Genomic DNA, 26,080 nt, shown 5'->3' on the forward strand with positions numbered 1-26,080 from the left:
ATTATGAAGTCCTTTTAACTAGTACTTCGTGTAAATTACACGGCAATTTTAGTACAAAAAAAGCCCCAAAAGTCAAATACTTTTGGGGCTTTTTATAAGGGTTTTCCTTCTAGTTGAAGTTTATTTTTTGTTTTGGTATAACACGGGGTTTAACTCTTCATCATTATACATTTTCATTTGTTTATACACTTTCATGTATTTATCTCCCTGTGCAATGTCGTTTAATAAATCGTCAATAGCTGTAGACAAGTCTTGTTTTTGTTCCAACAAAACATCCAATTTTACTTGACATTTATCTCTGTGGTCTTGTGTTGCCTCAGGTCTTGTTGCTTCTTCGCGCATGTGATAAATCTTCAAGGCTAAGATCGAATAGCGATCAATTGCCCAAGCAGGACTTTCTGAATTGATTTTAGCTCCTGGTTTTACTTGTACATCTTTATATTGCGTCAAAAAATAACTATCGATATATTCTACCATATCTGTTCTCTCTTGATTCGATGCATCGATTCTTCTTTTCAAAGTTAAAGCTGCTACAGGATCAATTTGTGGATCGCGAATAATATCTTCAAAATGCCATTGAACCGTATCAATCCAATTTTTCAGATACAATAAATGTTTGATATCCTCTTTTGGATACGGGTTGTTTATAGGCTGATCTACATTGTCATATTTATGATAATCACGAATACTCTCTTCGAATATTGGAAATGCTACTGCTGAAAACATATGAATAATTTTATTTACAAATATAGTTTTAATACTTTTATGGTACTAATTATACCGTTATGAAAATTCACTATATTTCTGAGGAAAACAGCATTTTAAATCATTTTTTAGCTCAGCTTCGCGAGGTTAACATTCAAAAAGACAGCATGCGTTTTAGAAAAAACATTGAACGCATTGGAGAGATAATGGCTTATGAGCTGAGTAAAAAATTACCTTACAAAGCTGTAACTGTTCAAACTCCTTTGGGAATCAAACACACAACTTGTATTGAAGACAATGTTGTACTTTGTTCTATTTTACGTGCGGGCTTAGCCTTACACACTGGTTTTATGAATTTTTTTGATGATGCAGAAAATGGTTTTGTTTCTGCCTATCGTCGTCATGGTAAACACGGAGAGGCAAGTCAAATTTTGGTTGAATACCAAGCTGCACCCTCCTTCCAAGATAAAATCTTAATACTCATTGACCCAATGTTAGCTACAGGCCAATCTTTAGTAGCTGTGATTCATAAATTAATGAATGAAGAACAACCCAAAGAACTGCATATCGCTGTGGTGATTGCTGCTCCAGAAGGCATTCAATTTTTGGAAGAAAATCTACCAGATTCTGTTCATCTATGGGTTGCTACACTCGATGAAAAACTGGATGATCACAATTATATCGTTCCAGGTTTAGGAGATGCTGGTGATTTAGCTTATGGACAAAAACTATAAGATGATTAATTGTACGAGATAGAAGAATAAACCAATAAAAAAAATGCTATACGCATTGGCTTCTTTTCTCCATTTTTGGGGAATACTTTCAATATAATTAGCTCCTAAAATAGCTAATGGAAAGAAAGTAAATAGCAATAGTCCATTTGATTTCTCAGAAGAGATAACATAAATACAAGCGCCTATAAGAAATGAAAGTATAATTTTCTTGTAGGTGTTTTGCATATTATAAGGTTTGGTTTTTATGGCTAATGCCTGAGAAACTGAATATAGAAGAGCAATAGATACAAAAACGGCTAAGGCAATATTTTGAAATACGTTATCAAAATACATAAAATCAAAACTAGTCTGAACTCTATCCGCCCACCATACCAGAAAAGATTCTTCTTGAATTAATAGATAAAGACTCAAAAAAATAGAGGCTCCTAAGAAGGCAATAATCGGAATAATCCAATTTCTATAGTCTTTAGCGCCAAAAAAAGCAATCGCATAAAATAAGAGAGCAAAATATAGAATACTCCAAAAGTGAAATAAACTAGCAATACATATCCAAAGAGAAGCATCTAATAGTTTTTCTTTCGATTGTTTCAAAGAGTGTAAAGAAAAAATTCGACGAAGCGCCAATAAGATGAAATAACTGGCGATAATCACCCTTACATTTTCAAAAGAAGTAGGAAATAAGAATAAAAAACTCGTAAAAATTAGTGGTACATAAGCCGTATCATCTACTAATCTATTTCTCGAAACAATAAATTGTGATAAATACATCATGAGCAATAGCAGTAGTAAAACGCTTACGCGTTTCACTATTTCAAATAGGGTCCATTCAATGCTAGATGCTAATCCAATGAATAAACTATAGCCTATTACGATTAAAAGCGTAAGCATGATATAGTTAATAGGTCTAGTTTTACTAAAAATACTTGCTAACATGTATATATTTTATATTTTTGTAGTACGATTTGTTTCTTAGGTATATTAGGTATACTAAATATATAGGATTCAAATACTATTATCTAATTTAAAAATAAAGGAAAATGACTTCATTTTTTAATGGTTTAGGATTCTTGTTTGAAAAGGTACTTTTCATTCCTATGGATTTATTTGCAAAACTAGAACTTACGAACTGGTGGACTGCAAACATCATTACTTGGTTTTTCATCCTAACTACTTGCTTCTTTTTTGTATTTTGGTTAAAAAAATTACAATTATTTAAGTCAAGCAGTGAAGATGAGCAAGATACAACAGCCCACTCATTTCTAAAGTAATTCACTATCTTAAAGATCGAAACCTATATCTTTACGGTAATAAATCTTATCGAAATTTAGTTTATCTATATTTTGATAAGATTTTTTTAGTGCCTCATTGTACGAATTCCCGTAAGAAGTAACGGCTAGTACACGCCCGCCATTAGTAACAACTTCATTATTTTGTATGGTAGTTCCAGCATGGAAAACGATTGAATCCTCAACTTTTTCTATTCCTGTAATTACTTTTCCTTTTTCATATTCCTCTGGATATCCACCCGATACAAGCATAACCGTTGTTGCACTTCTCGGATCAAGCACTATCGATTTTGTATCCAATTCTTCTTTCGCTATCGCTTGAAACAATTCGACTAAATCTGATTTTACTCTTGGCATAACCACTTCCGTTTCAGGATCGCCCATACGAACATTGTATTCAATTACAAAAGGATCATCTCCAACTTTAATGATTCCGATAAAAATAAATCCCTTATAATCCAATTGATCCTTTTTAATTCCTTCTACGGTTGGAATTACAATACGATCTTCTATTTTTTTCAAGAATTCTTCTGTAGCGAAAGGCACTGGAGAAACAGCTCCCATACCACCTGTATTAAGTCCTTTATCTCCTTCACCAATTCGTTTGTAATCTTTTGCTGTAGGTAATAATTTATATGATTTGCCGTCTGTTAATACAAAACAGCTTAATTCAATTCCTAATAAAAACTCTTCAATAACTACTTTTGAACTGGCATCACCAAATTTAGCATCAACCAACATATCTTCTAGTTCGGTTTTTGCTTGCTCTAAATCCTCTAAAATCACTACGCCTTTACCCGCAGCTAATCCGTCTGCTTTCAAAACATAAGGAGCTTGTAAAGTTTCTAGGAACTTCTTACCTTCTGAAACTGTATCTTTGGTAAAACTTTGATACGCTGCTGTAGGAATCCCATGTTTAATTAAAAACTCTTTCGCAAAATCCTTGCTGCCTTCCAATTGAGCTGCTTTTTTTGACGGCCCAATCACAGGAATATGTTGGATTGTTTCATCTTGTTTAAAAAAATCAACAATTCCTTTTACTAAAGGATCTTCTGGTCCAACCACAACCATATCAATTTGATGCGTTAAAACTGTTTGTTTTACAGCCTCAAAATCATTGGGATTGATTGCTATATTTTGGGCAATATGAGCTGTCCCTGCATTTCCAGGAGCAACAAACACAGCTTCACATTGTGGGCTTTGTAGCATTTTCCAAGTTAAAGCATGTTCACGCCCGCCTGAACCTAATAATAAAATTTTCATTATGTGTGTTGTTTGTTATTAAGGCTCAAAAATAATTATAAAAAAATGAATAAAGAAAAAGTTCCTAAGAATAAGAAGGATAACTTCATAAAAAGAACTTAATAGGCCTTTTCTTCTCCTTTAAAAACATTGTATACCGTAAGATAAACGATCTTTAAATCCAAGAGGATAGACCAATTTTCAAGATAAAAGAGATCATATTTAAAGCGGTTAATTATATCTCTATCATTTTCGATTTCTCCTCTATATCCATGTGTTTGTGCCATTCCAGTAATTCCAGGTTTCACTAGATGTCTCAACATAAATCGACTCACGCGTTTGGAGTACATTTTAGTATGCACGACCATATGGGGACGGGGTCCAACAATCGACATATTTCCTAAAAACACATTGAGAAACTGTGGAAATTCATCCAAACTAGATTTACGCAAAAATGCCCCAATCTTCGTTATACGCTGATCATTTCGAGTAGCTTGTTGAGCATCGCAGTCGTCATTAATACGCATGGATCTAAATTTATAGCACCAAAACTCTTCATCATTCAATCCGGTTCGTTTCTGCTTAAAAAACACCGGTCCCTTGGATTCTCTTTTGATGAGAAATGCAATTAAAGGGACTAACCAAGATAAAATTAATACAATAACAAAAAAGGAAACAATCAAATCAAAGAGTCTTTTTAATAATTTGTTGTACGGTTTATCTAAAGGAATCACTCGTCTTGGTACAACAGGGATTAAATCGTAATAATCAATCGTCAGGTTATTGTTTAATATATCTTTTTGCGTAGGAATGTAATGCACCGTAATCATACTATTATCTGCAAATTCCAATATGGCTGAAAAATTCTTTTCTTGTGTGAGAGAAAACTGAATAAAAATCTCATCTACCTCATATTGAGACAAATATTGTTTTAAACCTTCTAAACTTTCATCTTCTAAATTCAGAAAATGGTTGTTGATTCGGTATCCTAAATCTGTTCTTTTTATAAGTACCTTTTTTAAATCACTAATTTCTTTGCCACTACCTAGCAAGACGATATTTCTAAAATTCCCTCCTAGAAACTTTCGAATATACTTAAGTAAAAAGAAAATAGAAAACTTAATCGTACAGATAATGGTAAAAATAGAAATGCCGTAGCCGACCAAATCTTCTACCTCTGCAAATCGATCAAAAAGTCCGTTATAGGAAGCAACCAATATAAACTGAAAAACAAACTGTTTGAATACCTTCTCAGCGACTTTAACTGTTTTTGTATGTCTATACACCTCATAATAATCACTTAATCCAGCGGCAACTAACCAGCCGATAGACAAGACTACATGAAACAAGAAATGCTTCTCAGTAAATGTGGAAAACCACACCTGAGCTAATACGTTAATTGCAATTAAATCAACACACGTAGTTAATGGACGTAGTAAATAAGAATACCTTCCTGCTTTTTTACTCATTAATAAATGTAGTTTGAAAAATCTTTATGTTCTTCTTTGGCTAAATCAGCGGCTGTAAAAGCTTTGAAATAGTCCAATGTCCGTTTCATCCCTTCCGCTCTGTCAATCTTAGGGCTCCATCCTAAAATATTTTTAGCCTTTGTTATATCAGGACAACGCTGTAAAGGATCATTTATTGGCAAATCTTCGTAAATTATTTTTTGATTACTATTCGTCAAGCAAATAATTTCTTTAGCAAAATCCAAAATTGTGATTTCATCTGGATTTCCAATATTAACAGGTAAGTGATAATCTGAAAGCAATAAACGATAGATTCCCTCCACCTGATCCTCGACATAACAAAAAGATCGCGTTTGGTTTCCATCGCCAAAAACGGTCAAATCTTCCCCACGCAAAGCCTGCCCAATAAAGGCGGGAATCACTCTTCCGTCATTTAATCGCATGCGAGGCCCATAGGTATTAAAAATACGAACGATTCTCGTTTCTAAGCCATGAAAAGTATGATAAGCCATCGTAATTGACTCCTGAAAGCGCTTTGCCTCATCGTAAACGCCTCTTGGCCCAATACTATTCACATTGCCATAATACTCTTCTGTTTGGGGGTGAACTAATGGATCCCCGTATACTTCTGAAGTGGATGCAATCAAAATACGCGCTTTTTTTTCTCGCGCTAATCCCAAGAGATTATGGGTCCCTAAAGACCCTACTTTTAAGGTTTGAATGGGTATTTTTAAATAATCGATAGGGCTTGCTGGCGAAGCAAAATGAAGAATATAATCCAAGGATCCCGGAACATGTACAAACTTGGTAACATCGTGATGATAAAACTCAAAATGAGCCATTGAAAACAGATGTTCAATATTTTTCAGATCGCCTGTAATCAAATTATCCATGCCTATTACATGAAATCCTTCTGCGAGGAAACGATCACACAGGTGAGAACCTAAAAAACCTGCTGCTCCAGTTATTAAAATACGTTTCATTTTTTTTGTATTACTTCTTTTGCGATTAAACCTAGGAACTTGCCATTATCGACAAAACTTCTTTTCCACATGCGCTTAGGCTCTTGTAAAAAACGATAGAACCATTCCATTCCCATTTTTTGAACCCACATAGGTGCTCTTTTAACTTTACCAGATAGTACATCAAAACTACCTCCTACACCCATAATAAAGCCCAAATCACGCAAGGACTCTTTATATGTAGATAAAAAAATCTCTTTTTTAGGAGAACTCATGGCAACAAAAAGATACGTGGATTGACTCTGTACAATTTCTTTTACGATTTCATTTTCTTCCGTTGTTTCGAAATATCCATTTCGGTAACCTCCGATGATTTCAGCTCCATATTTAGTGGAATAAATTCTTGCCACTTCAGTTACGACCTCTTCTTTGGCACCTAAGAGGTATATTTTCTCCTTTCTTTCACTCGCATTTTTGACCAAATTATCAAAAAGATCAATCCCGGCAACTCTTTCTTTCAATGGTTTTCCAATTATTTTAGATGCCCATACAACTGCCATCCCATCCACATTTACCAGATCCGCATTCAAAATACTTTCTTTCAATTCCGCATCTTTTTGCATATTAACCAACTTCGCTGCATTGACAACAATATGCAATATAGGTTGTTTATTATCAATGGATTCATTGATAATTGCAATCGTCTCAGACATCGTTAAATTAGCAATATCTATATCAAAAAGGTGTTGTGTTTCTTTCACTGATTAGTCTGTTTTTTTTACTATTTCATCATTATTTATTAAAAATAAAACCCAAAGAATGAAAAATATGGATGAAAAATTAACAAATAACTGCCCTGCAAAAATACTAATTATTAAAATATTCAAATAACAAAAAAAGATATATTGTTTTGTCCTACTATTCCTTGGTTTTACACCCACTCCTTTATAGTATAAATAAAATACATAAATCGTACCAAGACAGCCAACAAAAGAATATAAATCAACTATACTCATTTCAAACAACCCTAGTTCTTGTATTTTTCCACCAAAAAAATAATTTGTAATCCCCCATCTTTCTTTATACCTAAGCGTTTTTTCAATCAGCATTTGATCTCTAAAGCTCAACAAACTCGTGATTAATCCATATTCCGAATAAATGGTATGAAATAATTCATAGGTGGTGCGTAAGGTTTCAATAATTCGATTTTTTAATACTAAAATCAAGAAAAAAAGAAAAAACACACCTCCGTAAAAGGCCTTTTTTTTATATAATTGGTGGTACAAAAATAAATACATAAAAAACAATCCATTAAACAAGTAAATCCCCTTTGTTCCAACTAAAAAGGAACAAACCAATAAAATATAGAAAATCCATTTGGGGAAAAACGGTAGTCTATATGTATAATAATAACTTAAGGCAATACTTCCAATAAAAAAATAGGTAGCTGTGATTGATTTGTGCAAAATCCCTATATAACCGAATCTGTCCCCTTCAAAATAGGTTTTGAAAAGAGGAATATCAAAGAAAAAACCAAGATAAACAAAAAAGCAGATAACTAAAATTACATAGATTAAAAACCTTAAGCTATACTGTAACTGCCGTTGACTAGACTGTGCGTACAAAGATTGAAAAAAGAAAGCCATCACTATTCCTGCGCTATACAACATCCATTCCCGAATACAAGCAATCCAAGAAATAGCACGCCAAGATCCATATAAACTCCATTGGCCCATAAGAACCATAATTCCTAAACCAAAAACACCATAAAGAGGTAAATATTTCTTCCTTTGGGCTAAAATAAAAATCATAAACAACAAAAATGCAATTTTAATACCTTTGGCTACGAGGTAATAAGTAGGCGCCCAATGCTCTTCTATTATTCTAGCTCCGGTGAAATCCAAAATTAATTGCACCACCAAAAAAACACTGCCTATAACAACTAGTCTTTCGTTTTGTTTTTCCAACTTAAAAAAGTAAATAGATTTCCAAAAAACGCAAAAAAGATAATGGTAGTATTGAGATAGAGAACAGAATCAAATACGCAAGAGATTGCAATAGATAAAATCAGATAAAAATAAATTACATTTCTATCCAATAGCGCCAATCGAAATTGATAAAATAGATAGAAAATAAAACACCCCAATCCCAACAAACCATAAGCAAGTAAGAAAGATAAATACTGATTATGAGGGCCATATTCATATTCTAACGCATGCATTAAATTATCTTCTCTATAGGCTTGTAATACTACCGCATCGTCACTTCCTGAACCATACCCTATCAGTGGTTTTTTCATTGCATATTGGTATATAGCTTCCCAACGCGACATTCTACTATCATTTTTGTGTTGATCATCGTAAAGTGTTCCCTTATTATCTTTTAAATCCCAAATCAATTGATTCGTCATACGTTCATAAATATAGGTATCCTTAATTAAAATAATACCCGTAGTTAACAGCGATATCAATAGCACTACCAAACCTAGTAATATACCTTTTTTTGCATCATAAAGTATTTTTCCCCTTTGAATAAAATAATAGATTCCATATATGGCTATAAGTAGGTAAACTACTCGAGAATTGAGGAACAAAATACCTATCATCACTACCAAATTGATTCCAAGCTTACTATAGGTATTAAACCACCCCTTAGACTCATTAAGAATGACCAACGCAAATAAATAATACACTCCTAGTAGCGTAGGGTGAAACTTTAAAAGAGCTGTAAATTCATGATATGTGTAATAATAACCGAACAAGTCTTCTTCTATGATAAAAGCTCCATTTTCAAGAAAATATTTATAAAAGTTATAGCTTAATAAAACAGTGCTACTAACTGCACTACCATAAACAAAAAACTTAGTAGCTTTTTCTTTAATTGCCAAAAGGATGTCATAGGAAGCAAATAAAAATAAGAGTGGAACTAACAGATAGGAAAAATAATTCCCAAACAATCGAATACCTTTACTCACATAGTCTGTATATAGCAACCCTAAACCCAACCACACAATAATAATCGTCGTTGTTCCAAAAATAAATTTAGAACTCGTTTTTAAGTTTACCGAAGGTCTTTTCCCATTTTTAATAGCATATAGTACCAACGTGACACTAAAAAGTGCTAAGGCAACATTTCCAAACTTTGTATAAATTGGTGTTACAGCTCCAAAAAGAGCTGCAGCATATAAAACAAGTTTTCTATCCATCTATTTTCTTATAATATGCTAAAGACAAAACAAAACCTATAAAAACTCCTGCAATTCCAGAATTAAAGATATGACCTGAAAGGCAAGATAATAAAAAAAGAACGGTAAAGAGGATGAAACTCAACTTTGCATAAACAAACACAGAACGCTGTTTTATTACTTTCAGAATACTGAAAAAATACAACGCCAGCAAACCACCAAATAGGAGTATTCCTAAATAACCGTAGGTAAATAAAATATCTAGGATATCAATTTCTATTTTTTGGTTGGCCAATTCTTCAAACCTAAAATTACCAATACCTACCAGCCTTTCAAGGCTTGAATAACTATTTTCGAAGATAGGAATCATTTCTGCTAAATAGATATTTCTACTAGAAAGAATGAAAGTGATAAAATCCATTTTATCCCAAAAATGGGCATAACGCGTCATGATTGCAGAATTTTGGATGAATAAACTAATTCCAATGGCAAAAACCATAACTACTACAAGGGTATATACCAAGCTTTTAAAAACTCTTTTATCTTTAAAATTAAATTTAGTTGTTCCTAATACAATTAGCATATATACCAATACAATTCCCAAAATTCCCGTTTTTGAACTAATCAAAAGGCCCAAAAGAAAACTGGTTAATCCATAACCTATAAACAGCCGTATATTTCTATTGACTACCCAATAGTAATAGGCTATTAGCCCCGAAAGAATGAGTAACAAGGCAGATATTTCATTTCCTGCAATAAAGAACCCCCTTGAACCAATATTACCTGTGGTATACATAGGATAACCTATACCTATTAATTTCAAACTCAAACTAATTGCTAGTATAAAATAAGACAGTTTAATCCAAACGAAATATTTTGGTATCTGCGATTTATTTACAGTTGCTAAAACCTCTTTAAAATAAAAAAAAGAAATTAAAACAGTCAGGTACTTAAAGGAAAAAATCAAATCTTGTATGACAATATTAAAAGTAATTGTCTCCTTAGCCCATTGCAGGATAGAAGGGACAATCATCAAGCCTAAAAGCAACAAGATAAATAGAATATATTCTGGTGTTTTTAATAAGCGAATAAAAAAAAGAGCAACGATTCCCAGCTTATAAATTTGACTTATTGAAAATGGGATAGATATATTGTTCTCATAAAAGATTCCGTTAATTGAATCCACGATTAGCAAGGGGATCAATAAAACCCAAATTACCAAATCTACATCTTGTATTCTAATTTTAAATTTATCCAATTTATACTAACTTACGTAATACTTCTAATTCTTTTTCACCTTGCTTGTACCAATTAATTTGTTCCATACTGATTCTGCCATTCTCTACAAGTTTTTCTAGCAATTGTTTATCTTGAGAAATACGACCAATATCCTTCGCTAGCTCTTCCATGTTATCGTTTACTAGTCCTGTTTGATTAGCTCGAATAAACTCAGGGATTGCCGAATTAAAATTACTGATTGTCAGCAATCGAGAAGCCATCGCTTCACACATAATAACACCTTGAGAATCAAAGCGAGAAAAAGCTAAAAACATCCCATAGTTAGCAAACAGCATTGGCAATTCATTTCTTTCTATAAAATCATCAATTAGTTTAACTCTCTTTTCAAGTTTATAATGCTTAATCAAGTTTTCATATTCTGTCTTTAGAAAACCTTTGCCATAGATATCTAATGTAAAAGTATCAGGTAAGAAACGCATTAACTCAATAGACATATCTACACCATACTTTGGGTCATTCAGTGGTCGAATCGTAATTAATTTAAATCTATTTTCATACGTAAAAGGCACATCAAATAACTGGGTATCAATTCCATTTGGAATGGCATAAAAATTTTGGAAGGTCCGCTTAAAAATTTTCTCCGTATGATTTTTCATCCATTGAGAAGGTGTCAGCATCACATACGTATTAAATAAACTAATCTTGTTTAAAAAACGACTCATCAGGTAATGATTCCAACTATTAATATATAAATATTTAGCAATTCCTTTTAATGACCATTTAAAATCATATAGATAATCTGGATAAACCAAAACATCCGATCCATGTAAATAAAGGGCTGTTTTATACTTTCTTTTTCCAATTTCATTATAAATCGAAAACCCACCATCTTTCGTAGGGTATTGATTTAGCAAATGCAGATATAAAAGATCATAGTGCGCCAAGTCAATTTTAATTTCCTTTGCTAAATTTTCAATCACTTGTATACCTTGATAGGTATATTGGTTTTTATTTTTTGCGGGAACTAAAATTGTTACATCTACTCCTTGAGATTGAAAGTACAGGGCTCGAACATGTACAAACATATGGTTATATGGTTGATTTTCTTTTGGGTATCTCGATGTAATAATTGCTAACTTCATATGTACTAATCCTTTATTTAATCAAATAATAAAGAGATAAAAGAGTAAAAATTTGCTTCTCTCTATTATAGCCTGCTTTATGTTCTTTAAAAACTTGTAAAACTGCTTTTCTATCGAATAGTTCAAAATAAACATTTTTATCACTATTACTTAAGAGATTTATATAATAATCGCCTAAATCTTCTCTAAACCATTTTTCTGTAGGAGATAGAAATCCTTTTTTGGGTCTATTTATGATTTCTTGAGGCAAGATGTCCTTGGCGAATGTTTTGTGTATTCTTTTAGTTTCACCCTTGCCTATTTTATACTCATAAGGCAAAGACTCTAAAAATCGAACCAACTCCATATCGAGCATGGGAACTCTTGTCTCTATGGTGAAATTCATGGAAACTTTATCGGTATACATCAGTAGGTCATCGGCTAAATTCATTCTCAAATCAACAGCCATCATTCCTTCTACACCTCTTTTCTCCTTACAATTAAGTAAATTATAATAGTAAGCTATCCTTTCATAGCTCTTTGTATCCGCACAGTTTATTAAATTCTTAATTTCTTTATCCGTAAATAAAGAATAGATATTTTCCCAACGTTTTATTGGATCTGCTATAGACAACGATTGTGTGGCTCGAATCCATTTTTCTTTTTTTGAAAGTTTAGCAATTGGTCGCATTAAATCGAAAAGGAAAGACGGGTATTTATTGGCCATAATTTCTCCCTTGTAACGTGCATATCCTCCAAGAGGTTCATCTGCTCCTTGCCCAGTTAAAACTACTTTCAAATCTTTACTTACGGCTTCATTCAAGTAATACATAGGTAAAATAGACGTCGTTCCCAAAGGCTCTTCGACAATTTTACAAGTTTCTTCAAATATTTTCTTGAAATTTGAGGAGGAGATAACAATACTTTGATGCTCTGTTTTCAGAAAATCTGCTGACTGCTGAGCATCTTCCAGTTCATTTGAAAACTCATTTTCCTCAAAACCAACGGTGTAAGTCTTAATCTTCTTTTTAGAATGCTGCTGAGCGAAATACGTCACTAAAGCAGAATCAATTCCACCACTTAACAATGAACCAATTTCGACATCAGACATCAGCTGTCTTTTTACAGCCTCTTCAAACAATTGACCATATTTATCAACGGCCTTATTGAAACTGTAATTAGTCGTTATTTCAACTTTACTTATATAGGAAGTAATACCTACGTTATTTTCTTTTTTGTTCAAATCGTAGGCTAAGATATGCCCAGGACGCAATTTTAGAATATCTTTATAAATGGTATCTGGTGCAGGATTGTATCTAAGCTTAAGCAATTCTGCGACATGTTCTTTATTGATTTCAAGCCCCTTCTTGTATTCTCGCAAAGGTCGAATCTCTGAAGCAAAAAACAATTGATTTGATTCATTTAAAAAATAATAAAGGGGTTTTACTCCAAATGGATCACGAACCAAGTATATCTTTTGATTTTTCTTATCTAACAGACATAAACTAAAAATACCATTAAAGTCCTTTACTGCCTCAATACCAAATTTAGCTAAATAGTAAAGGATGGTTTCTGTATCAGAATTTCCTTTAAAATCAACTTCCACAAGTTTCTGTCTTAGTTCTAAATGATTATAAATTTCACCATTGAATACAAGAACAAAATCCTGTTCATCTGTCGTCATTGGTTGATATCCCGCTTCCGTTAACTCAACAATAGCAAGACGTCTATGTCCCAAATAAACCTTGTGCTCTCCTAGTGTGAAATCTTCTATAGCCCCACTATCAGGACCTCTATGATATATCGTATTTAAAATTTTTTCATCAAATGACAAATTAACACTTCCTAAGATTCCACACATAACTTATTCTTTTTTAACTGCTTTTCTCCAATAAACAAGACTAAAATAAATACAACAAACGTTGAGATTACATTTGTTCCAATAGCACCCATTATACCATATTTTGGCAATAATGTCAATATTGCTGTTAGATTTACTATTGCCCCTATAACCATAATAATAAAACGCTTTTTTTGTTTGTTTAAAGCCACAAACAACATCTCATAGCCTGAGTAAACAAAGCTAAATAAAATGATCGCTAATACCCCTATATAAGCCTTATTCAACGTGTCTGTTAGCTCTAATTTAGCTATTTTAAATAAAATAACTTCTCTAAACCAATACATCCCTAGTAAAATTACAACTAAACCAGGAATAGCTATCTTTTGCAAGGAATGAAATAACTTTTCTTTTTCACGCAAGGAAACATTCTTTATTTGGTTTAACAATACTTGAGAAAAGGCTAAATTCAGTAAGGCAAAAGGAGCTACAATTAACAATAACCCTCTGTATATCCCATATATTTCATCACTAACAAACAAGGGCAACAGCAGCATTCCACCTTGCACAAAAGAGGCTGTAACAATGTCTTGTAGTCCGAAATATTGTCTCTCTTTCCAAACGGAATTCAATTCTTTTGTTGTAAATAAACTAGTTATTCCGGCCAATAAAGAAATTCCCTTTGTCAAAGACAGTATAATAGCGGTGGTTATAAGATTAAAAGTTATGATTAGATAAAAAATAGTGTCGATTTCCAGTCCATCTCCATAGATTAAATAACCAATCAATCCAAAAATCAAAACAGAGAAAACAATATTAATTTTCAGTTCAAAACCAAATTTTCCAATGCCTTTTAAATAAGAAAAAAGGATGTTATTAATACTAAATACAATCCCTAGCGTACAACCTAAATACATTAGATAACCATAACTATTGACTTGCAACAAATCGGCAAGGAAAATTAGCAGTAATACTCCCAAAGATAAAAGCAATAGTAGAAGCATTGAGGATTGGAGTTCTCTGCTGTTATCTTTATTTACACTCGCCTCCTTAATCAAGTAAAATTGACTTCCAAAAGGTAAAATTGAAACTAAAATATTGGCAAAAGAATAAATAAAGGAAAAGGTTCCGAAAGGAATTATTCCCAATGTAGATAACAAGACAATATTTAATAACCAACGCGAACCAAACTGTAACCCTAATGACAGGTTGTTTATAATTATATTTTTTATAAACTCTTTATTCATTAATCAACCCTATTTTTCTTACTTATATTTAAATGAAATGGTATCCTACCCTAATATCTTGTATAAAGACTACTTTAATTTATTTAATGCTTTCTCTACTATCGGTATTGCTCTATCCTAAAACACTATACTTTGGTCTCCTTGCTTTTGTTGGATATTCCGCTGTTGAGATTGGGTTTACCTTTATTTCTATCTTATTTTTATTAAAAATGGATACGGCAAAATCATACCAACTGCAAATTAAATCACCTCTATAGTGATACAATCCAAATTTATGGGTTTGAATCAAAGCCAGTATAAAATGACAAATGTCTACTGCATCGGTCGGGCATCCTATCTGATCGTTTACCACATTAATCTCCGATTTTGATTTTGCTAAATTCAACATTGTATTTTCAAAATTGTGACCAAATGCTGAATATATCCAGGAAGTTCGCACAATGTAATACTTAACTAATAATTCTTGAATATATTGTTCTCCCTTTAGTTTCGACGCCCCATACACATTAATAGGATTAGGTAAATCCGTTGGCACATAGGGTTCTGTTTTTTCTCCATCAAAGACAAAATCCGTAGATAAATGAACGAAGGTAGTATTAAATTCCAGACATACTTCCGCTAAGTTTTTACATCCCTCTGCATTTATGTGATACGCCAACTCTTTTTCATCTTCTGCCCTTTCTACATTCGTATACGCCGCAAAATTAACACAAAAATCCGGATTTAATTTCTTAAAAATAGACCTGCAATTCTCAATATTTGACACATCTAACATCTTTCTTGTTAAAAAAACAAAATCAACAGCAATATACTGAGCAGCAATGGACTGCATTGCTTGGCCCATTTGCCCATGTGCACCGGTTATAAGAACTTGAATCATAAGGGGTCTAAGGCATTAAATTGAGGCAATACTAAATCTTTTTCAGCAATAATATAATCCTGTTCTAAGCTTGGCCATTGAATTGCTAAGGCAGGATCGTTATATCTAATCCCACTCTCCGTTTCTTTTGCGTAATAATTATCGCATTTATAAGCAAAAACTGCCGTTTTACTAAGCACTAAAAAACCATGCGCAAATCCTTTAGGAATAAACAACTGCTTGTGTTCTACATCATCTAACAACAAGGTCAAATGCTGCCCATACGTGGGTGAATCTCTTCTTAAATCAACAATTACATCGAGTATCTCTCCTTGAATTACACGCACTAATTTTGCTTGCTGAGCGGCTCCTTTTTGAAAGTGCAAGCCTCTTAAAGTTCCCCTTTGAGAATAAGACTGATTATCTTGTACAAAATTGACTTTTAATCCTGTTTTTTCTTCAAAATCTATTTGGTTAAAACTCTCAAAAAAATACCCTCTTTGATCCGTAAATACTTGAGGCCGTAAAATAAAACAATCTTTAAATTTAGTCGACTCAACCTTCATCCCTTATGCCCTCTTTTTATAATATCTTACAAAATCGATTAACATTCCTATCGCTAAGAACAAAAGTACAAATTTCACCCCATCCTTCGCTATTTGCTTTCCTATAGAGCTACCATCATCCATCAATTGTTCTGTTTTCTCTATATAATCTAGAACAAACAAAACTTGTTTTTCTTCTAATTGTACGCGTTCGATCTGCGCTAATTGTGCAATCGTCATTTTCTTTTTATTCAATACCTCCAAATATTGTGCTTGCTCCGCAGCTCCTTTTTGAGCCTTATTTTGTAACAGAGAAGCGTAAACGGTAATTGCATTTAGTTCTTCTTCTAACCTATCTTTCTCTGCGATTAGATTTTTTATATTTAGTTGTTTTCGCGCAGCAAAATACGTCTGTTGATTGAAGTGATTTTGTAAATCGCTTACAAATTTTTCAATTTCGAAAGGACTAGTCGCTTGTATTGTCAGTAACTGATACGGATAGTTTTTACTCAGCGTATAAAAGTTTATCGCTTCATCCATAGTCGTTGCCTTAGAAGCCAAAACTTCAAAAACTTTCGCATATAAGCTATCTTGACTTACAAAAGCAAAAACATCGTCAATCCCTACTAGTTTCGCCGTTTTAATTTGGGTATAGTTCAGCTTATCTCTGAATTTAGTTTGAACTAATTGATCCAAATAATCAATACTATTGTATTGGGGAGCAACTAAAATACTGTATTCCACTTCATTACTTGCATCAAATTCAGGCACTTGTGACCTCTTTTGATGTGCACTGTATTTCATGTAGCCCATGCCTAGTCCTACAACCAAGCCCAATACGATATACACCCATTTTTTTGCGAAATACTGCATCGTTTTAAAAGCAAAAAAGCCCATAGCATCCAAAAGTGATACGGTAGCCTTTCTTATATCCAATAAATTTGCTTCATCAAATTCGCTATTTTGTTGCTTCTCTGGTTTTTCCATGCTATTTACTATTAAAAATTTGCTCCAATATTTTAATTGTAATCAAATATGTTGGTTTTACCCCCGTTGTGCCTAATCCTCCAGAAGCTAATGTACTTCCTGTTTCTAAAGGATTATCAGAGGCATAATACGCATATCTCACTTTTACCTCAGGATTAATGCTTTTTCGAATTTTTGAAGCAGATTGAATCGCTTTTTGGTAATGGGCTCCTTCCATTTCCAATCCAATTACGCCCCAAGTTGAATCGTGGAAGAACTTCAATAAGTCCTTATTTTGCAGAGACGTTCCCAATACGGTAACCATTGTTCCTCCAACTACAGGAATACCCTGATTATCAAACATCTCCACCGTCAATTCATTATCAAAAGGATAATTATCTCCTGTTCCTTCATTAATATGGGCAAATGGAATCATAATGTCTCCTTTTCCGCCTTCTAAAATCCCCGCTTTCCCCATGATAGAAACGGATTCAACATTTAATCGAATCTGTTTTTTAAAGGGTTTCAACAACTCATCTATCGTTTCATAGGCTTGTTCTCCAAAAGCATAATCCATCACAATAATAACGGGAGGTTCGCTTTCGAAATGCACGTCTTTAAAATTCGTTTGTTCAAAATTGATTAGAGCGGTATCAAAAATTTGCACGTCAATATTCGTTCCTGAATCACCTGGCAAGAAGATCATCCCCTCTTTCTCCGCGCGTTCTCTCACTAGATTTCGCAAAGGTTTATTTTCAGGTTTACTCAACTCTTCATAAACCTCTATCTCTTCCGTCGCTTCTATTTCACCTTTACTTACCGCTGGGGCAAAGATAGAATTCATCACACTGTGCATATTTGCACTGATAACGTGAATAGGGCGCTCTAAAAGTCCTTTTTCAACCAAAGCTTCTTTGATGCGATCGGACCAAACCTCTCCGTAAATATGGTGTCCTAAACGCTCGCGTAATAAAGGACTAAATGTGATTGTTCGCTTATTATTGTCTACGTCTTCTTCTATGGCTAGTTTACCAAGCCAATAGATAACATCTAAAAAGCGATCTGGATTTTCTGCAATTGCAAATTTCTCATAGACCGCCAAAACTTCAGCAAATGATCGTCCTAAAACATTAGCCAAATGAGACATAATTACCTCTTTTTCTTGTAATTCTAAAGCTTCTGTTTGCTGTGCTGCACTTTCAATTTTTTTCCAATCACGGGTTACTCTTCCATCTTCATCAATCAAAACTCTATTTTTGATTTTGTGTGATTCGATGAAAATAAAAGTCAAATGCGTTAATACATCATAGATATCTGACCTTCCTCTTGTAATTTCAATATTCATTTGCTCCTCGTCAATGCGATAGCAATTTCTTCTGCGTTTTGGCGGGACAATTGCTTGAAAATGTGAGAAAGAATACCCTTCATCAGAGGTTAGATTTATATATCTACACTCCTCAATACCGATAGGTAAACGCTCAATAACATATAGTAATCCATCTAATTCTACTTTCTCTTCTGCAATCGTACCATAAATCTCTGGTCGCAGTTCTAATAGAGCTTCACGTAAGGTATCTCCAGATACGCCCATGGGTTTATAGAATCCTCTATTAAACAAATGACGCATTGTAATATAAATGCGCTCAATTGCTGCTGAAGAGACTTGTGCTCTTGTTCTTGAAATATTTTTTATCTCTCCCATAGTCCTCATTTTTATTTCTTTACTATTCATTTATTTTTAATTGATCCACAATCGAGCGGTCATTGCTCAATCGCGGTAATTTATTTTGACCTCCTAACTTTCCAATACTTTTCATGTAGGCATGGAAGCCTTCTTTTTGTACAGATTGAATCACCAGTGTACGCAATACTTTGCCTACAATCAGATCTTCGTAATACGCATTTTGTTTGCGCAGGGCCTTATCAATTTTCAAGGCAAAAGCATCCATATCCGCTGGTGCTTGTCCAAATTCAATAAACCATTCATGGAACGGCAATCCTTCAGCAGGTGTAATTTGCGGAGCCACTGTAAATTCATTGACCTGCACTTCTGTGCCTTCCATCGCTTGTTGCAATGCTGTTTCAACCTCTTTGCCAATCACATGTTCACCAAATGCCGAAATAAAATGCTTAATTCGTCCCGATACTACAATGCGATACGGTTTTAAATTGACGAATTGAATCGTATCTCCAATATTATAACCCCATAATCCTGCATTGGTTGAAATAATTAATACATAGTTTTGGTTTAATTCAACTTCACCTATGGTATATCGTTTGGGATTATCCGCAAAAAATTCTTCTGCTTTAATAAACTCATAAAAGATTCCTGCATTCAACAGCAATAATAAGCCTTTTTCAGTTTGTGAATCTTGATACGCAAAAAAACCTTCCGAAGCGGGAAATAATTCAATAGAAGGTACTTTTCTACCGATTAACTGTTCAAATTTAGCGCGATAGGGTTCAAAATTAACGCCTCCATAAATAAACAAATTAAACTGCTTAAATAGTTCACCTACTCCTTTTCCTTCTCTGGCTTTTAATCGCTCAAAATACATCTGTACCCAACTTGGAATACCTGATATAACGGTCATGTTTTCGTGAACCGTTTCTTCTACAATGGCCTCAATTTTCGTTTCCCAATCTTCAATGCAATTGGTTTCCCAACTTGGCAATCTATTTTTTTGCAAATAGGCAGGAACATAATGGGCCACAATGCCTGATAATCGCCCCAATTTTATCCCATTGATTTGTTCTAAAATAGGACTTCCTTGAAGAAAAATCATCTTGCCATCAACAAAATCAGCAATTCCTGTTTCATGAACATAGGCAAGAATAGCATTTCGAGCCGCTTCAATGTGATACGGCATCGATTCTTTCGTTAGGGGAATATACTTTGCCCCCGAAGTTGTTCCCGATGTTTTAGCAAAATACAAGGGCTTACCCAGCCATAGTACATCTTCCTCCCCTTTGACAACGCGATCTACATACGGTTTTAATCCTTCATAATCTCGCACCGGAACCCTTTGTACAAAAGTTTGGTGATTGGTAATCGAATCAAAGTTATGATCTTTACCAAAGGCGGTATGTTTGGCCTGTTCAATTAAATGCGCTAAAACTTTAGCTTGAGTTTCAACTGGATTATTTACCCATTTTTGGGTTTTCTTATGGATAATAGAAGCAAATAGCTTTGCTCCAATGGATTTTATAGACATAATGGTTTATTCTAAATCAATAAATAACGTAGCATCTAATGGGTAATTGTCCTTCCACAACTCAAAATGCAAATACGGTTGACTCACCTTTCCTGTTGTTTCATCTTGGTTATAAAAACCTAAGACATCCCCCGCTTGAACCGTTTCGTATTTATTTTTTGTAAGAGACGATAAATGCTTATAAATAGAACTAATTCCCTCTTCATGTAATACAATGACAGTATAACCATCGTTAATTGTCCAATCAACAAAAATAACAGTTCCCTTGGCTACGGATTTTACTAATGAATTTTTAGGTCCTGTAAAATCAATGCCAAAGTGCATCGATCGAGGATCGTACTTGCGAATAATAGAACCTTCTATAGGTGAAAAAAGCACCGTACGCACTCTTGCTTCCGCATTGGTCAACAAGTTGTACTTGTCCTCTTGTCTTACATACTCTCGAAGCTCCAAATCTTTTTCACTTGATTTGGTATGTTCAATCGCGTTTAGGGGGGTTCCTGTTTTTATTAAAGAATCAACACTAGCAGCGGTTACTTCGATATCGCCAAGTAAGACGCGTTTGACCGCGGCCACATAATGCTCATTTTTTCTAATTTCCGATTCTAAGGAATCGACTCTCAAAGCCAAATCAATCGATTTTTGCTTCAATTCTGAAGAAGAATAACCTGGAATATACTCTTTCAAAGGGGTTGACACTAACAAAAGAACATTGGAAACAAGCAATAAAAAGACAATGGTAGTCGTAGCACCTACTACATTTAAGAGGTTCAATTTGAACGAACTTACATCTTCAAATGTGCGGTCATTCACTACTACTATTCTATATTTATCTAGAAGTCTTTTTTTCCACTTCCTCCATTGAAGTCCTTTCTTAGACATAAGTTACTTGTTTTCTACACAAATATATACATTAAAAAAATTGACTTCTGCTCTTTTTTGGTTTTATTCACATATTAAATTCGTCCTAATGTTAATATTATTGACCTAAAAGTTAAATAACACAAGCAACCAATAAACGGAATCGGTTTTTCTTCCTATATTTGTTTTTATTAAAATCTTCAAACAAATTAATATGAACTCATTACATATTTTTTTAGGAATGCCTGGACCCTGGCAAATTGTAATTATCGTTGCCTTAATCCTATTGTTATTTGGTGGTAAGAAAATTCCTGAATTGATGAAAGGACTAGGAACAGGGATTAAAGAATTCAAGGATGCTACGAAAGACGATTCTGCTCAACAAGCATCTAAGAAAGAAACAACGAAAGAAGACACCTCTAAAACGGAATAATTCATTTGAATCTCGATATCAACATGCGCTATAAGAAATTATAGCGCATTTTTTATGGCTTAAAGTCAAGCTAACTCTAGTCTATCCTTCTGTGTTAACTACAAAAAAAGTACCTGTTAAAACAACGCTTAACAGGCACTTCACTTATAAAACATAATAAAAACACTACATAATTTACTAGCTTCTTACAACGAAGCAGATTTCTTTTTCTTATTTAAAAGAAATCAAATAGTGTGCCAAGTTAAGTGTTTTGATATATAATTACAGAATCATCGATAATTGAATGCGTTTTTTGGCTACATCCACATCCACTACTTTCACTTGAACGTGTTGGTGTAATTTCACCACCTCATTGACATCTGAAACGAATCCTTCTTTGAGTTGCGAAATGTGAACCAACCCACTTTCTTTAATTCCCACATCTACAAAGCAACCAAAATTCGTAATATTATTTACGATTCCTGGTAATATCTGACCTATTTTCAAGTCTGTTATTTGCTTAACGGAAGGATCAAATTCAAATACTTTAGCCGCTCTACGCGGATCTAAGCCCGGTTTTTCTAACTCTTTGATTATATCCGTTAACGCAAGCGCACCGATATCGGCTGTTTCGTATTTCTTTACGTCGATTTTGCGAATCGTTTCTGAATTCGCCATTAACTGATGCACCGTTAATTTTAAATCTTTGGCCATTTTTTCAACAATTGCATAGGCTTCCGGATGTACTGCAGAATCATCGAGGGGGTTTACTGCATTTTTAATTCGAATAAACGCAGCGGCTTGTTGATAGGCTTTTTCTCCTAAACGCGGTACTTTCTTTAACGTAGCACGAGAAGTAAAAGCCCCGTGTTCTGCGCGATATTGTACGATATTTTCAGCCATCTTTTCTCCTATTCCTGAAACATAACTCAACAGAGATTTACTGGCTGTATTTAAATTAATCCCCACTTTATTCACGCATTTCATCACCACCGTATCCAATTCACTTTTCAACAGGGTTTGATCTACATCGTGTTGGTATTGCCCTACGCCAATAGCCTTGGGATCAATCTTTACTAATTCTGCTAAAGGATCTGCTAATCTTCGTCCAATAGAAACGGCTCCTCTAACGGTAACATCGTAATTGGGGAATTCCTCTCTTGCAATTTTAGAGGCTGAATAAACCGATGCACCCGCTTCATTCACCACAAAGACTTGCAAAGGTTTATCAAAGGCAATTTTCTTAATGAAAAATTCCGTTTCTCGCGATGCGGTACCATTGCCAATCGCAATGGCTTCAATGCGGTAGGAATTAACCATAGAACGTATTTTTTTCATTGCGATACCGCTATCTTTTTGTGGGGGATGCGGATAAATCGTTTCGTTGTACAACAGATTGCCATTTTCATCCAAACAAACAATCTTACAGCCAGATTTATAGCCAGGGTCAATGGCTAAAATGCGTTTTTCTCCCAAAGGAGATCCCAATAGTAATTGAGCTAAGTTATCGGAAAAAACGGCAATTGAATTTGCATCTGCTTTTTGCTTCGCTTCGCTTAAAACTTCATTGGACAAAGCAGGTTCTAATAAGCGCTTATAGCTATCCGCAGTGGCTTTTTTCAAGTAAGCAGCAGCATCGCCTTTGCTTTTTACAATCGTCTGTTCAATAAATTGAAGGGCATCTTCTTTATCAACGGCGATATTCATTCGAATATACCCTTCTTTTTCAGCGCGTAAAATAGCCAATACACGATGGGCTGGCGCTTTATATAACGGTTCAGACCATTCGAAATATTGTTCGAACTTTTGTGCACCTTCTTCTTCTATTTTTGCTTTTACAACTTTGGTTGTAACAACAGCCTCTCGTTGAAATTTTCGTCTCAACGCTTTGCGGATATACAGATTTTCATTGATCCATTCCGCAATAATATCACAAGCGCCTTGAATGGCCTTTTCTTCATCTGCTACCTCATCGGTTAGATATTTGCTGGCAATGGATTCTATATCAGTTGCATTTTGAGCCATGATAATCTTTGCCAAAGGCTCTAATCCTAAAGCTCTAGCGGTATCTGCTTTTGTTTTTCGCGTTTTTTTATAAGGTAAATACAAATCCTCTATTTCAACCAAATCGAAACTCTGTTCAATTTTAGCACGCAATTCATCGGTTAATTTACCTTGTTCTTCAATAGAAGCTAGAATAGATTCCTTGCGTTTGACAATACCTACATATAACTCGCGGTACTTGGCAATTTTTTCAATAGCAACTTCATCTAAATTTCCAGTTCTATCTTTTCTATAACGAGCAATAAACGGAATCGTACAAGCTTCATCTAACAAGGCTAGTGTATTTTCAATACTTTTTACAGATGCATCTAACGCTTGTTGAATAAAATGAATCAACGTCATAATATATTATTTTAAGAATAGCTAAAATACTACCTTTGCGTCAATAAATAAATCCCATGAAGTTTTTATTCTTTTACCTCTTTGCCATTAACTATATCACTTTTACTATGTTTAAGATTGATAAAGAAAGAGCACAGAAAAACAAGAATAGAATAGCAGAAAAAAATCTACTTACCCTTTGTTTTTTAGGCGGTAGTGTAGGGGGGTGGTTCGCCATGAGAAACTTACATCACAAAAACAAAAAACAGAGTTTTAAACTGATGTTTTATGCCGTTTTTCTTGTACAGGTACTTTTGTTTTTTGCTTTGTTTCGAAGATAAAATCAGGAAACTAAACTTGCGCTTAATCTTAATAGGGGTATTCTCTTTGCTTGGATGCAACTTCTAACTCACAAGCATACTCTTTTTCAACATTTTTTTAAATCTTTCAGAAAATTCAATTTCTAAATTCTGATTACCCTTTCCTTCTAAATAAAAATTTAATACTTCTTCATTAAAATATTCTAGCACAAAAGAGACCTCTTCCTTCCATATACTCTCATCGAAGATTCGTTGAAACTCAAGAAATATTTCCTCCTTTATTTTACCCTCATTATATTCCTCGATTCTTCCTTCTTTACTATTTTCTACTATATTTTTAAAGAAATAGATCAACTTTACAACTACACTTTTTCCAACACCTTGTAGACCTATTAGTATAGTAATAGATTTAATTTCCAAGTCTAATTTTTCTATACCTGCAAAATTTCTAATTGATAGTTTTTCCATAATTTCCCGTACACTCTTTTTTAGAAAGACCTTATAAAAACACAAATTTAGTATTCACCATAGACCATGCTAATACAATACACTTTCTCAATTTTTATTTTAACCCGCAATAAAGAATTACATCTCCTTGTTTTTCAATATCTTTAAACATTAACCAAGTCTTTTAATTCAACTAAAATTGCAATGAAGTATTGTGTTTTTCTATTCCTCAGTTTCCTTAGTCTTTCTTGCGATAAAAAAATAAATTTCACCCTCATTGATTCTTTTTTAGAAACAAATACAACTCAAGAAGCCTTAACGGACTCGTATATTAATTCTTCTGGAATGACCCTACAAACCCGATACAATCTCCCCTCAGGATACAAAAGAAAAACGTATACGACCAAAGAATTCGGTTATCACTTGCAGAATTTGCCTTTAAAAGCGTACGGTGAAAAAGTTAAATACCATAATGGCAAAGAAAAAAACAAACCTCAGGTATATTCATCGGTAATCGATTTGCCTATTGGTACCAAGGATTTACATCAATGTGCGGATGCAACCATGCGCTTGCGCGCTGATTTTTTATACCAACAAAAAAGATACGATGAGATTGCCTTTCTTTTTAATGATGGCAAACCTCGTTTTTATACAGACTATGTTCAAGGTGATTTTTCTAAAACTAAATATTGGGCTTATCTCGAACATATTTTTATGTATGCCAATACCGCTTCTTTAAAACAACAGCTCCAGGCTGTATCAAGAGATAAGGTACAAATTGGCGATATTCTCTTGCAATCTGGCAAACCGTATGGACATGCCGTAATTGTCGTCGATATGGCTCAAAATGAAGCGGGCAATACAGTTGTGCTACTTGCTCAAAGCTATATGCCTGCACAAGAATTACAAATACTAAAAAATCCATACGCCCAAGGGGATAATCCTTGGTATGACGTTACTAGCCATACTATTAATACCCCCGAATGGAGGTTTACTTCAGAAGATTGGAAAACCTGGTAAACTCCAGTATAGGTATAACTA

General features: G+C 33.9%; 25 protein-coding genes. 5 read left to right on the forward strand and 20 right to left on the reverse strand.

Annotated features, from left to right (window positions below):
- Positions 1-120: 120 nt before the first annotated feature.
- The gene (locus ACMHJ2_RS00005; RefSeq protein WP_413510906.1) at positions 121-726 is read right to left on the reverse strand and encodes a DUF4254 domain-containing protein; all 606 of its coding nucleotides are present in this window, start codon (positions 724-726) and stop codon (positions 121-123) included.
- 59 nt (positions 727-785) lie between these two features.
- Here ACMHJ2_RS00005 and upp point away from each other — a divergent pair, with 59 nt between their 5' ends.
- Positions 786-1,439 carry a uracil phosphoribosyltransferase gene (upp, locus tag ACMHJ2_RS00010; RefSeq protein WP_413510907.1) on the forward strand — a complete coding sequence of 218 codons (654 nt, stop codon included), beginning with the start codon at positions 786-788 and terminating at the stop codon, positions 1,437-1,439.
- Here upp and ACMHJ2_RS00015 read toward each other — a convergent pair.
- Positions 1,434-2,372: a DUF6427 family protein gene (locus ACMHJ2_RS00015; RefSeq protein WP_413510908.1), complete on the reverse strand. Its 939-nt coding sequence runs from the start codon at positions 2,370-2,372 to the stop codon at positions 1,434-1,436. The two genes, upp and ACMHJ2_RS00015, sit on opposite strands and share 6 nt — an antisense overlap.
- A gap of 104 nt (positions 2,373-2,476) precedes the next feature.
- On the opposite strand from ACMHJ2_RS00015, the gene ACMHJ2_RS00020 reads away from it, so the two are divergent.
- The gene (locus ACMHJ2_RS00020) at positions 2,477-2,707 is read left to right on the forward strand and encodes a DUF6341 family protein (RefSeq protein ID WP_413510909.1); all 231 of its coding nucleotides are present in this window, start codon (positions 2,477-2,479) and stop codon (positions 2,705-2,707) included.
- Positions 2,708-2,716: 9 nt separating this feature from the next.
- Here ACMHJ2_RS00020 and purD read toward each other — a convergent pair whose 3' ends face one another.
- The 16 genes from purD to ACMHJ2_RS00100 form a co-directional block, all read right to left on the reverse strand.
- Complete coding sequence (gene purD / locus ACMHJ2_RS00025; RefSeq protein ID WP_413510910.1) at positions 2,717-3,988, reverse strand: phosphoribosylamine--glycine ligase; 1,272 nt, start codon at positions 3,986-3,988, stop codon at positions 2,717-2,719.
- A gap of 98 nt (positions 3,989-4,086) precedes the next feature.
- Positions 4,087-5,436, reverse strand: coding sequence for an exopolysaccharide biosynthesis polyprenyl glycosylphosphotransferase (locus tag ACMHJ2_RS00030; RefSeq protein WP_413510911.1), 1,350 nt, complete (start codon positions 5,434-5,436; stop codon positions 4,087-4,089).
- The gene (locus tag ACMHJ2_RS00035) at positions 5,436-6,419 is read right to left on the reverse strand and encodes a UDP-glucuronic acid decarboxylase family protein (RefSeq protein ID WP_413510912.1); all 984 of its coding nucleotides are present in this window, start codon (positions 6,417-6,419) and stop codon (positions 5,436-5,438) included. The genes ACMHJ2_RS00030 and ACMHJ2_RS00035 overlap by 1 nt, the downstream gene beginning before the upstream one ends.
- Positions 6,416-7,159, reverse strand: coding sequence for a WecB/TagA/CpsF family glycosyltransferase (locus ACMHJ2_RS00040; RefSeq protein WP_413510913.1), 744 nt, complete (start codon positions 7,157-7,159; stop codon positions 6,416-6,418). The genes ACMHJ2_RS00035 and ACMHJ2_RS00040 overlap by 4 nt, the downstream gene beginning before the upstream one ends.
- 3 nt (positions 7,160-7,162) lie before the next feature.
- Positions 7,163-8,365, reverse strand: coding sequence for a hypothetical protein (locus tag ACMHJ2_RS00045; protein ID WP_413510914.1), 1,203 nt, complete (start codon positions 8,363-8,365; stop codon positions 7,163-7,165).
- On the reverse strand, positions 8,341-9,603 hold the full coding sequence (locus ACMHJ2_RS00050) for an O-antigen ligase family protein (protein ID WP_413510915.1): 1,263 nt from the start codon (positions 9,601-9,603) through the stop codon (positions 8,341-8,343). The genes ACMHJ2_RS00045 and ACMHJ2_RS00050 overlap by 25 nt, the downstream gene beginning before the upstream one ends.
- Positions 9,596-10,840 (reverse strand): O-antigen ligase family protein, encoded by a 1,245-nt coding sequence (locus ACMHJ2_RS00055; protein ID WP_413510916.1) that lies wholly within the window; start codon positions 10,838-10,840, stop codon positions 9,596-9,598. Before ACMHJ2_RS00055 ends, ACMHJ2_RS00050 begins: the two co-directional genes overlap by 8 nt.
- A 1-nt stretch (position 10,841) precedes the next feature.
- Positions 10,842-11,963: a glycosyltransferase family 4 protein gene (locus tag ACMHJ2_RS00060; protein WP_413510917.1), complete on the reverse strand. Its 1,122-nt coding sequence runs from the start codon at positions 11,961-11,963 to the stop codon at positions 10,842-10,844.
- A 13-nt stretch (positions 11,964-11,976) separates the two neighbouring features.
- Positions 11,977-13,803, reverse strand: coding sequence for an asparagine synthase (glutamine-hydrolyzing) (asnB, locus tag ACMHJ2_RS00065; RefSeq protein WP_413510918.1), 1,827 nt, complete (start codon positions 13,801-13,803; stop codon positions 11,977-11,979).
- The gene (locus tag ACMHJ2_RS00070) at positions 13,788-15,029 is read right to left on the reverse strand and encodes a lipopolysaccharide biosynthesis protein (protein WP_413510919.1); all 1,242 of its coding nucleotides are present in this window, start codon (positions 15,027-15,029) and stop codon (positions 13,788-13,790) included. Before ACMHJ2_RS00070 ends, asnB begins: the two co-directional genes overlap by 16 nt.
- A 112-nt stretch (positions 15,030-15,141) precedes the next feature.
- Positions 15,142-15,909, reverse strand: a complete 768-nt coding sequence (rfbD, locus tag ACMHJ2_RS00075; RefSeq protein ID WP_413510920.1) for a dTDP-4-dehydrorhamnose reductase — start codon at positions 15,907-15,909, stop codon at positions 15,142-15,144.
- On the reverse strand, positions 15,906-16,454 hold the full coding sequence (gene rfbC / locus ACMHJ2_RS00080; protein WP_413510921.1) for a dTDP-4-dehydrorhamnose 3,5-epimerase: 549 nt from the start codon (positions 16,452-16,454) through the stop codon (positions 15,906-15,908). The genes rfbD and rfbC overlap by 4 nt, the downstream gene beginning before the upstream one ends.
- A gap of 3 nt (positions 16,455-16,457) precedes the next feature.
- On the reverse strand, positions 16,458-17,420 hold the full coding sequence (locus ACMHJ2_RS00085) for a hypothetical protein (protein ID WP_413510922.1): 963 nt from the start codon (positions 17,418-17,420) through the stop codon (positions 16,458-16,460).
- A gap of 1 nt (position 17,421) precedes the next feature.
- A complete protein-coding gene (locus ACMHJ2_RS00090) occupies positions 17,422-19,101 on the reverse strand; it encodes a DUF6909 family protein (protein ID WP_413510923.1) in 1,680 nt (559 codons plus the stop codon).
- 22 nt (positions 19,102-19,123) lie between these two features.
- A complete protein-coding gene (locus tag ACMHJ2_RS00095; RefSeq protein ID WP_413510924.1) occupies positions 19,124-20,614 on the reverse strand; it encodes a GH3 auxin-responsive promoter family protein in 1,491 nt (496 codons plus the stop codon).
- Between the two features lie 6 nt (positions 20,615-20,620).
- Positions 20,621-21,496, reverse strand: a complete 876-nt coding sequence (locus ACMHJ2_RS00100) for a M23 family metallopeptidase (protein WP_413510925.1) — start codon at positions 21,494-21,496, stop codon at positions 20,621-20,623.
- Between the two features lie 193 nt (positions 21,497-21,689).
- On the opposite strand from ACMHJ2_RS00100, the gene ACMHJ2_RS00105 reads away from it, so the two are divergent.
- Positions 21,690-21,908 carry a twin-arginine translocase TatA/TatE family subunit gene (locus ACMHJ2_RS00105; protein WP_413510926.1) on the forward strand — a complete coding sequence of 73 codons (219 nt, stop codon included), beginning with the start codon at positions 21,690-21,692 and terminating at the stop codon, positions 21,906-21,908.
- Positions 21,909-22,169: 261 nt separating this feature from the next.
- Here the strand turns inward: ACMHJ2_RS00105 and ACMHJ2_RS00110 are convergent, their stop codons facing one another.
- Positions 22,170-24,293: a Tex family protein gene (locus ACMHJ2_RS00110; RefSeq protein WP_413510927.1), complete on the reverse strand. Its 2,124-nt coding sequence runs from the start codon at positions 24,291-24,293 to the stop codon at positions 22,170-22,172.
- A gap of 56 nt (positions 24,294-24,349) precedes the next feature.
- On the opposite strand from ACMHJ2_RS00110, the gene ACMHJ2_RS00115 reads away from it, so the two are divergent.
- Positions 24,350-24,613 carry a DUF1294 domain-containing protein gene (locus tag ACMHJ2_RS00115; RefSeq protein ID WP_413510928.1) on the forward strand — a complete coding sequence of 88 codons (264 nt, stop codon included), beginning with the start codon at positions 24,350-24,352 and terminating at the stop codon, positions 24,611-24,613.
- 63 nt (positions 24,614-24,676) lie between these two features.
- Here the strand turns inward: ACMHJ2_RS00115 and ACMHJ2_RS00120 are convergent, their stop codons facing one another.
- A complete protein-coding gene (locus tag ACMHJ2_RS00120; RefSeq protein WP_413510929.1) occupies positions 24,677-25,060 on the reverse strand; it encodes an AAA family ATPase in 384 nt (127 codons plus the stop codon).
- Between the two features lie 183 nt (positions 25,061-25,243).
- Between ACMHJ2_RS00120 and ACMHJ2_RS00125 the strand changes: the two genes are divergently transcribed.
- Positions 25,244-26,059, forward strand: a complete 816-nt coding sequence (locus ACMHJ2_RS00125) for a DUF4846 domain-containing protein (RefSeq protein WP_413510930.1) — start codon at positions 25,244-25,246, stop codon at positions 26,057-26,059.
- The last annotated feature ends 21 nt before the right edge of the window (positions 26,060-26,080 follow it).

The sequence above is a fragment of the Myroides odoratus genome (assembly GCF_965118575.1).
GTDB lineage: Bacteria > Bacteroidota > Bacteroidia > Flavobacteriales > Flavobacteriaceae > Flavobacterium > Flavobacterium odoratum_B.

What these genes read in the sequence shown, in the direction of transcription:
- ACMHJ2_RS00005 (WP_413510906.1), bottom strand. Translation starts at nt 726, where the DNA reads ATGTTTTCAGCAGTAGCATTTCCAATATTCGAAGAGAGTATTCGTGAT.
- upp (WP_413510907.1), top strand. Translation starts at nt 786, where the DNA reads ATGAAAATTCACTATATTTCTGAGGAAAACAGCATTTTAAATCATTTT.
- ACMHJ2_RS00015 (WP_413510908.1), bottom strand. Translation starts at nt 2,372, where the DNA reads ATGTTAGCAAGTATTTTTAGTAAAACTAGACCTATTAACTATATCATG.
- ACMHJ2_RS00020 (WP_413510909.1), top strand. Translation starts at nt 2,477, where the DNA reads ATGACTTCATTTTTTAATGGTTTAGGATTCTTGTTTGAAAAGGTACTT.
- purD (WP_413510910.1), bottom strand. Translation starts at nt 3,988, where the DNA reads ATGAAAATTTTATTATTAGGTTCAGGCGGGCGTGAACATGCTTTAACT.
- ACMHJ2_RS00030 (WP_413510911.1), bottom strand. Translation starts at nt 5,436, where the DNA reads ATGAGTAAAAAAGCAGGAAGGTATTCTTATTTACTACGTCCATTAACT.
- ACMHJ2_RS00035 (WP_413510912.1), bottom strand. Translation starts at nt 6,419, where the DNA reads ATGAAACGTATTTTAATAACTGGAGCAGCAGGTTTTTTAGGTTCTCAC.
- ACMHJ2_RS00050 (WP_413510915.1), bottom strand. Translation starts at nt 9,603, where the DNA reads ATGGATAGAAAACTTGTTTTATATGCTGCAGCTCTTTTTGGAGCTGTA.
- ACMHJ2_RS00060 (WP_413510917.1), bottom strand. Translation starts at nt 11,963, where the DNA reads ATGAAGTTAGCAATTATTACATCGAGATACCCAAAAGAAAATCAACCA.
- asnB (WP_413510918.1), bottom strand. Translation starts at nt 13,803, where the DNA reads ATGTGTGGAATCTTAGGAAGTGTTAATTTGTCATTTGATGAAAAAATT.
- ACMHJ2_RS00070 (WP_413510919.1), bottom strand. Translation starts at nt 15,029, where the DNA reads ATGAATAAAGAGTTTATAAAAAATATAATTATAAACAACCTGTCATTA.
- rfbD (WP_413510920.1), bottom strand. Translation starts at nt 15,909, where the DNA reads ATGATTCAAGTTCTTATAACCGGTGCACATGGGCAAATGGGCCAAGCA.
- rfbC (WP_413510921.1), bottom strand. Translation starts at nt 16,454, where the DNA reads ATGAAGGTTGAGTCGACTAAATTTAAAGATTGTTTTATTTTACGGCCT.
- ACMHJ2_RS00085 (WP_413510922.1), bottom strand. Translation starts at nt 17,420, where the DNA reads ATGGAAAAACCAGAGAAGCAACAAAATAGCGAATTTGATGAAGCAAAT.
- ACMHJ2_RS00090 (WP_413510923.1), bottom strand. Translation starts at nt 19,101, where the DNA reads ATGGGAGAGATAAAAAATATTTCAAGAACAAGAGCACAAGTCTCTTCA.
- ACMHJ2_RS00095 (WP_413510924.1), bottom strand. Translation starts at nt 20,614, where the DNA reads ATGTCTATAAAATCCATTGGAGCAAAGCTATTTGCTTCTATTATCCAT.
- ACMHJ2_RS00100 (WP_413510925.1), bottom strand. Translation starts at nt 21,496, where the DNA reads ATGTCTAAGAAAGGACTTCAATGGAGGAAGTGGAAAAAAAGACTTCTA.
- ACMHJ2_RS00105 (WP_413510926.1), top strand. Translation starts at nt 21,690, where the DNA reads ATGAACTCATTACATATTTTTTTAGGAATGCCTGGACCCTGGCAAATT.
- ACMHJ2_RS00110 (WP_413510927.1), bottom strand. Translation starts at nt 24,293, where the DNA reads ATGACGTTGATTCATTTTATTCAACAAGCGTTAGATGCATCTGTAAAA.
- ACMHJ2_RS00115 (WP_413510928.1), top strand. Translation starts at nt 24,350, where the DNA reads ATGAAGTTTTTATTCTTTTACCTCTTTGCCATTAACTATATCACTTTT.
- ACMHJ2_RS00120 (WP_413510929.1), bottom strand. Translation starts at nt 25,060, where the DNA reads ATGGAAAAACTATCAATTAGAAATTTTGCAGGTATAGAAAAATTAGAC.
- ACMHJ2_RS00125 (WP_413510930.1), top strand. Translation starts at nt 25,244, where the DNA reads ATGAAGTATTGTGTTTTTCTATTCCTCAGTTTCCTTAGTCTTTCTTGC.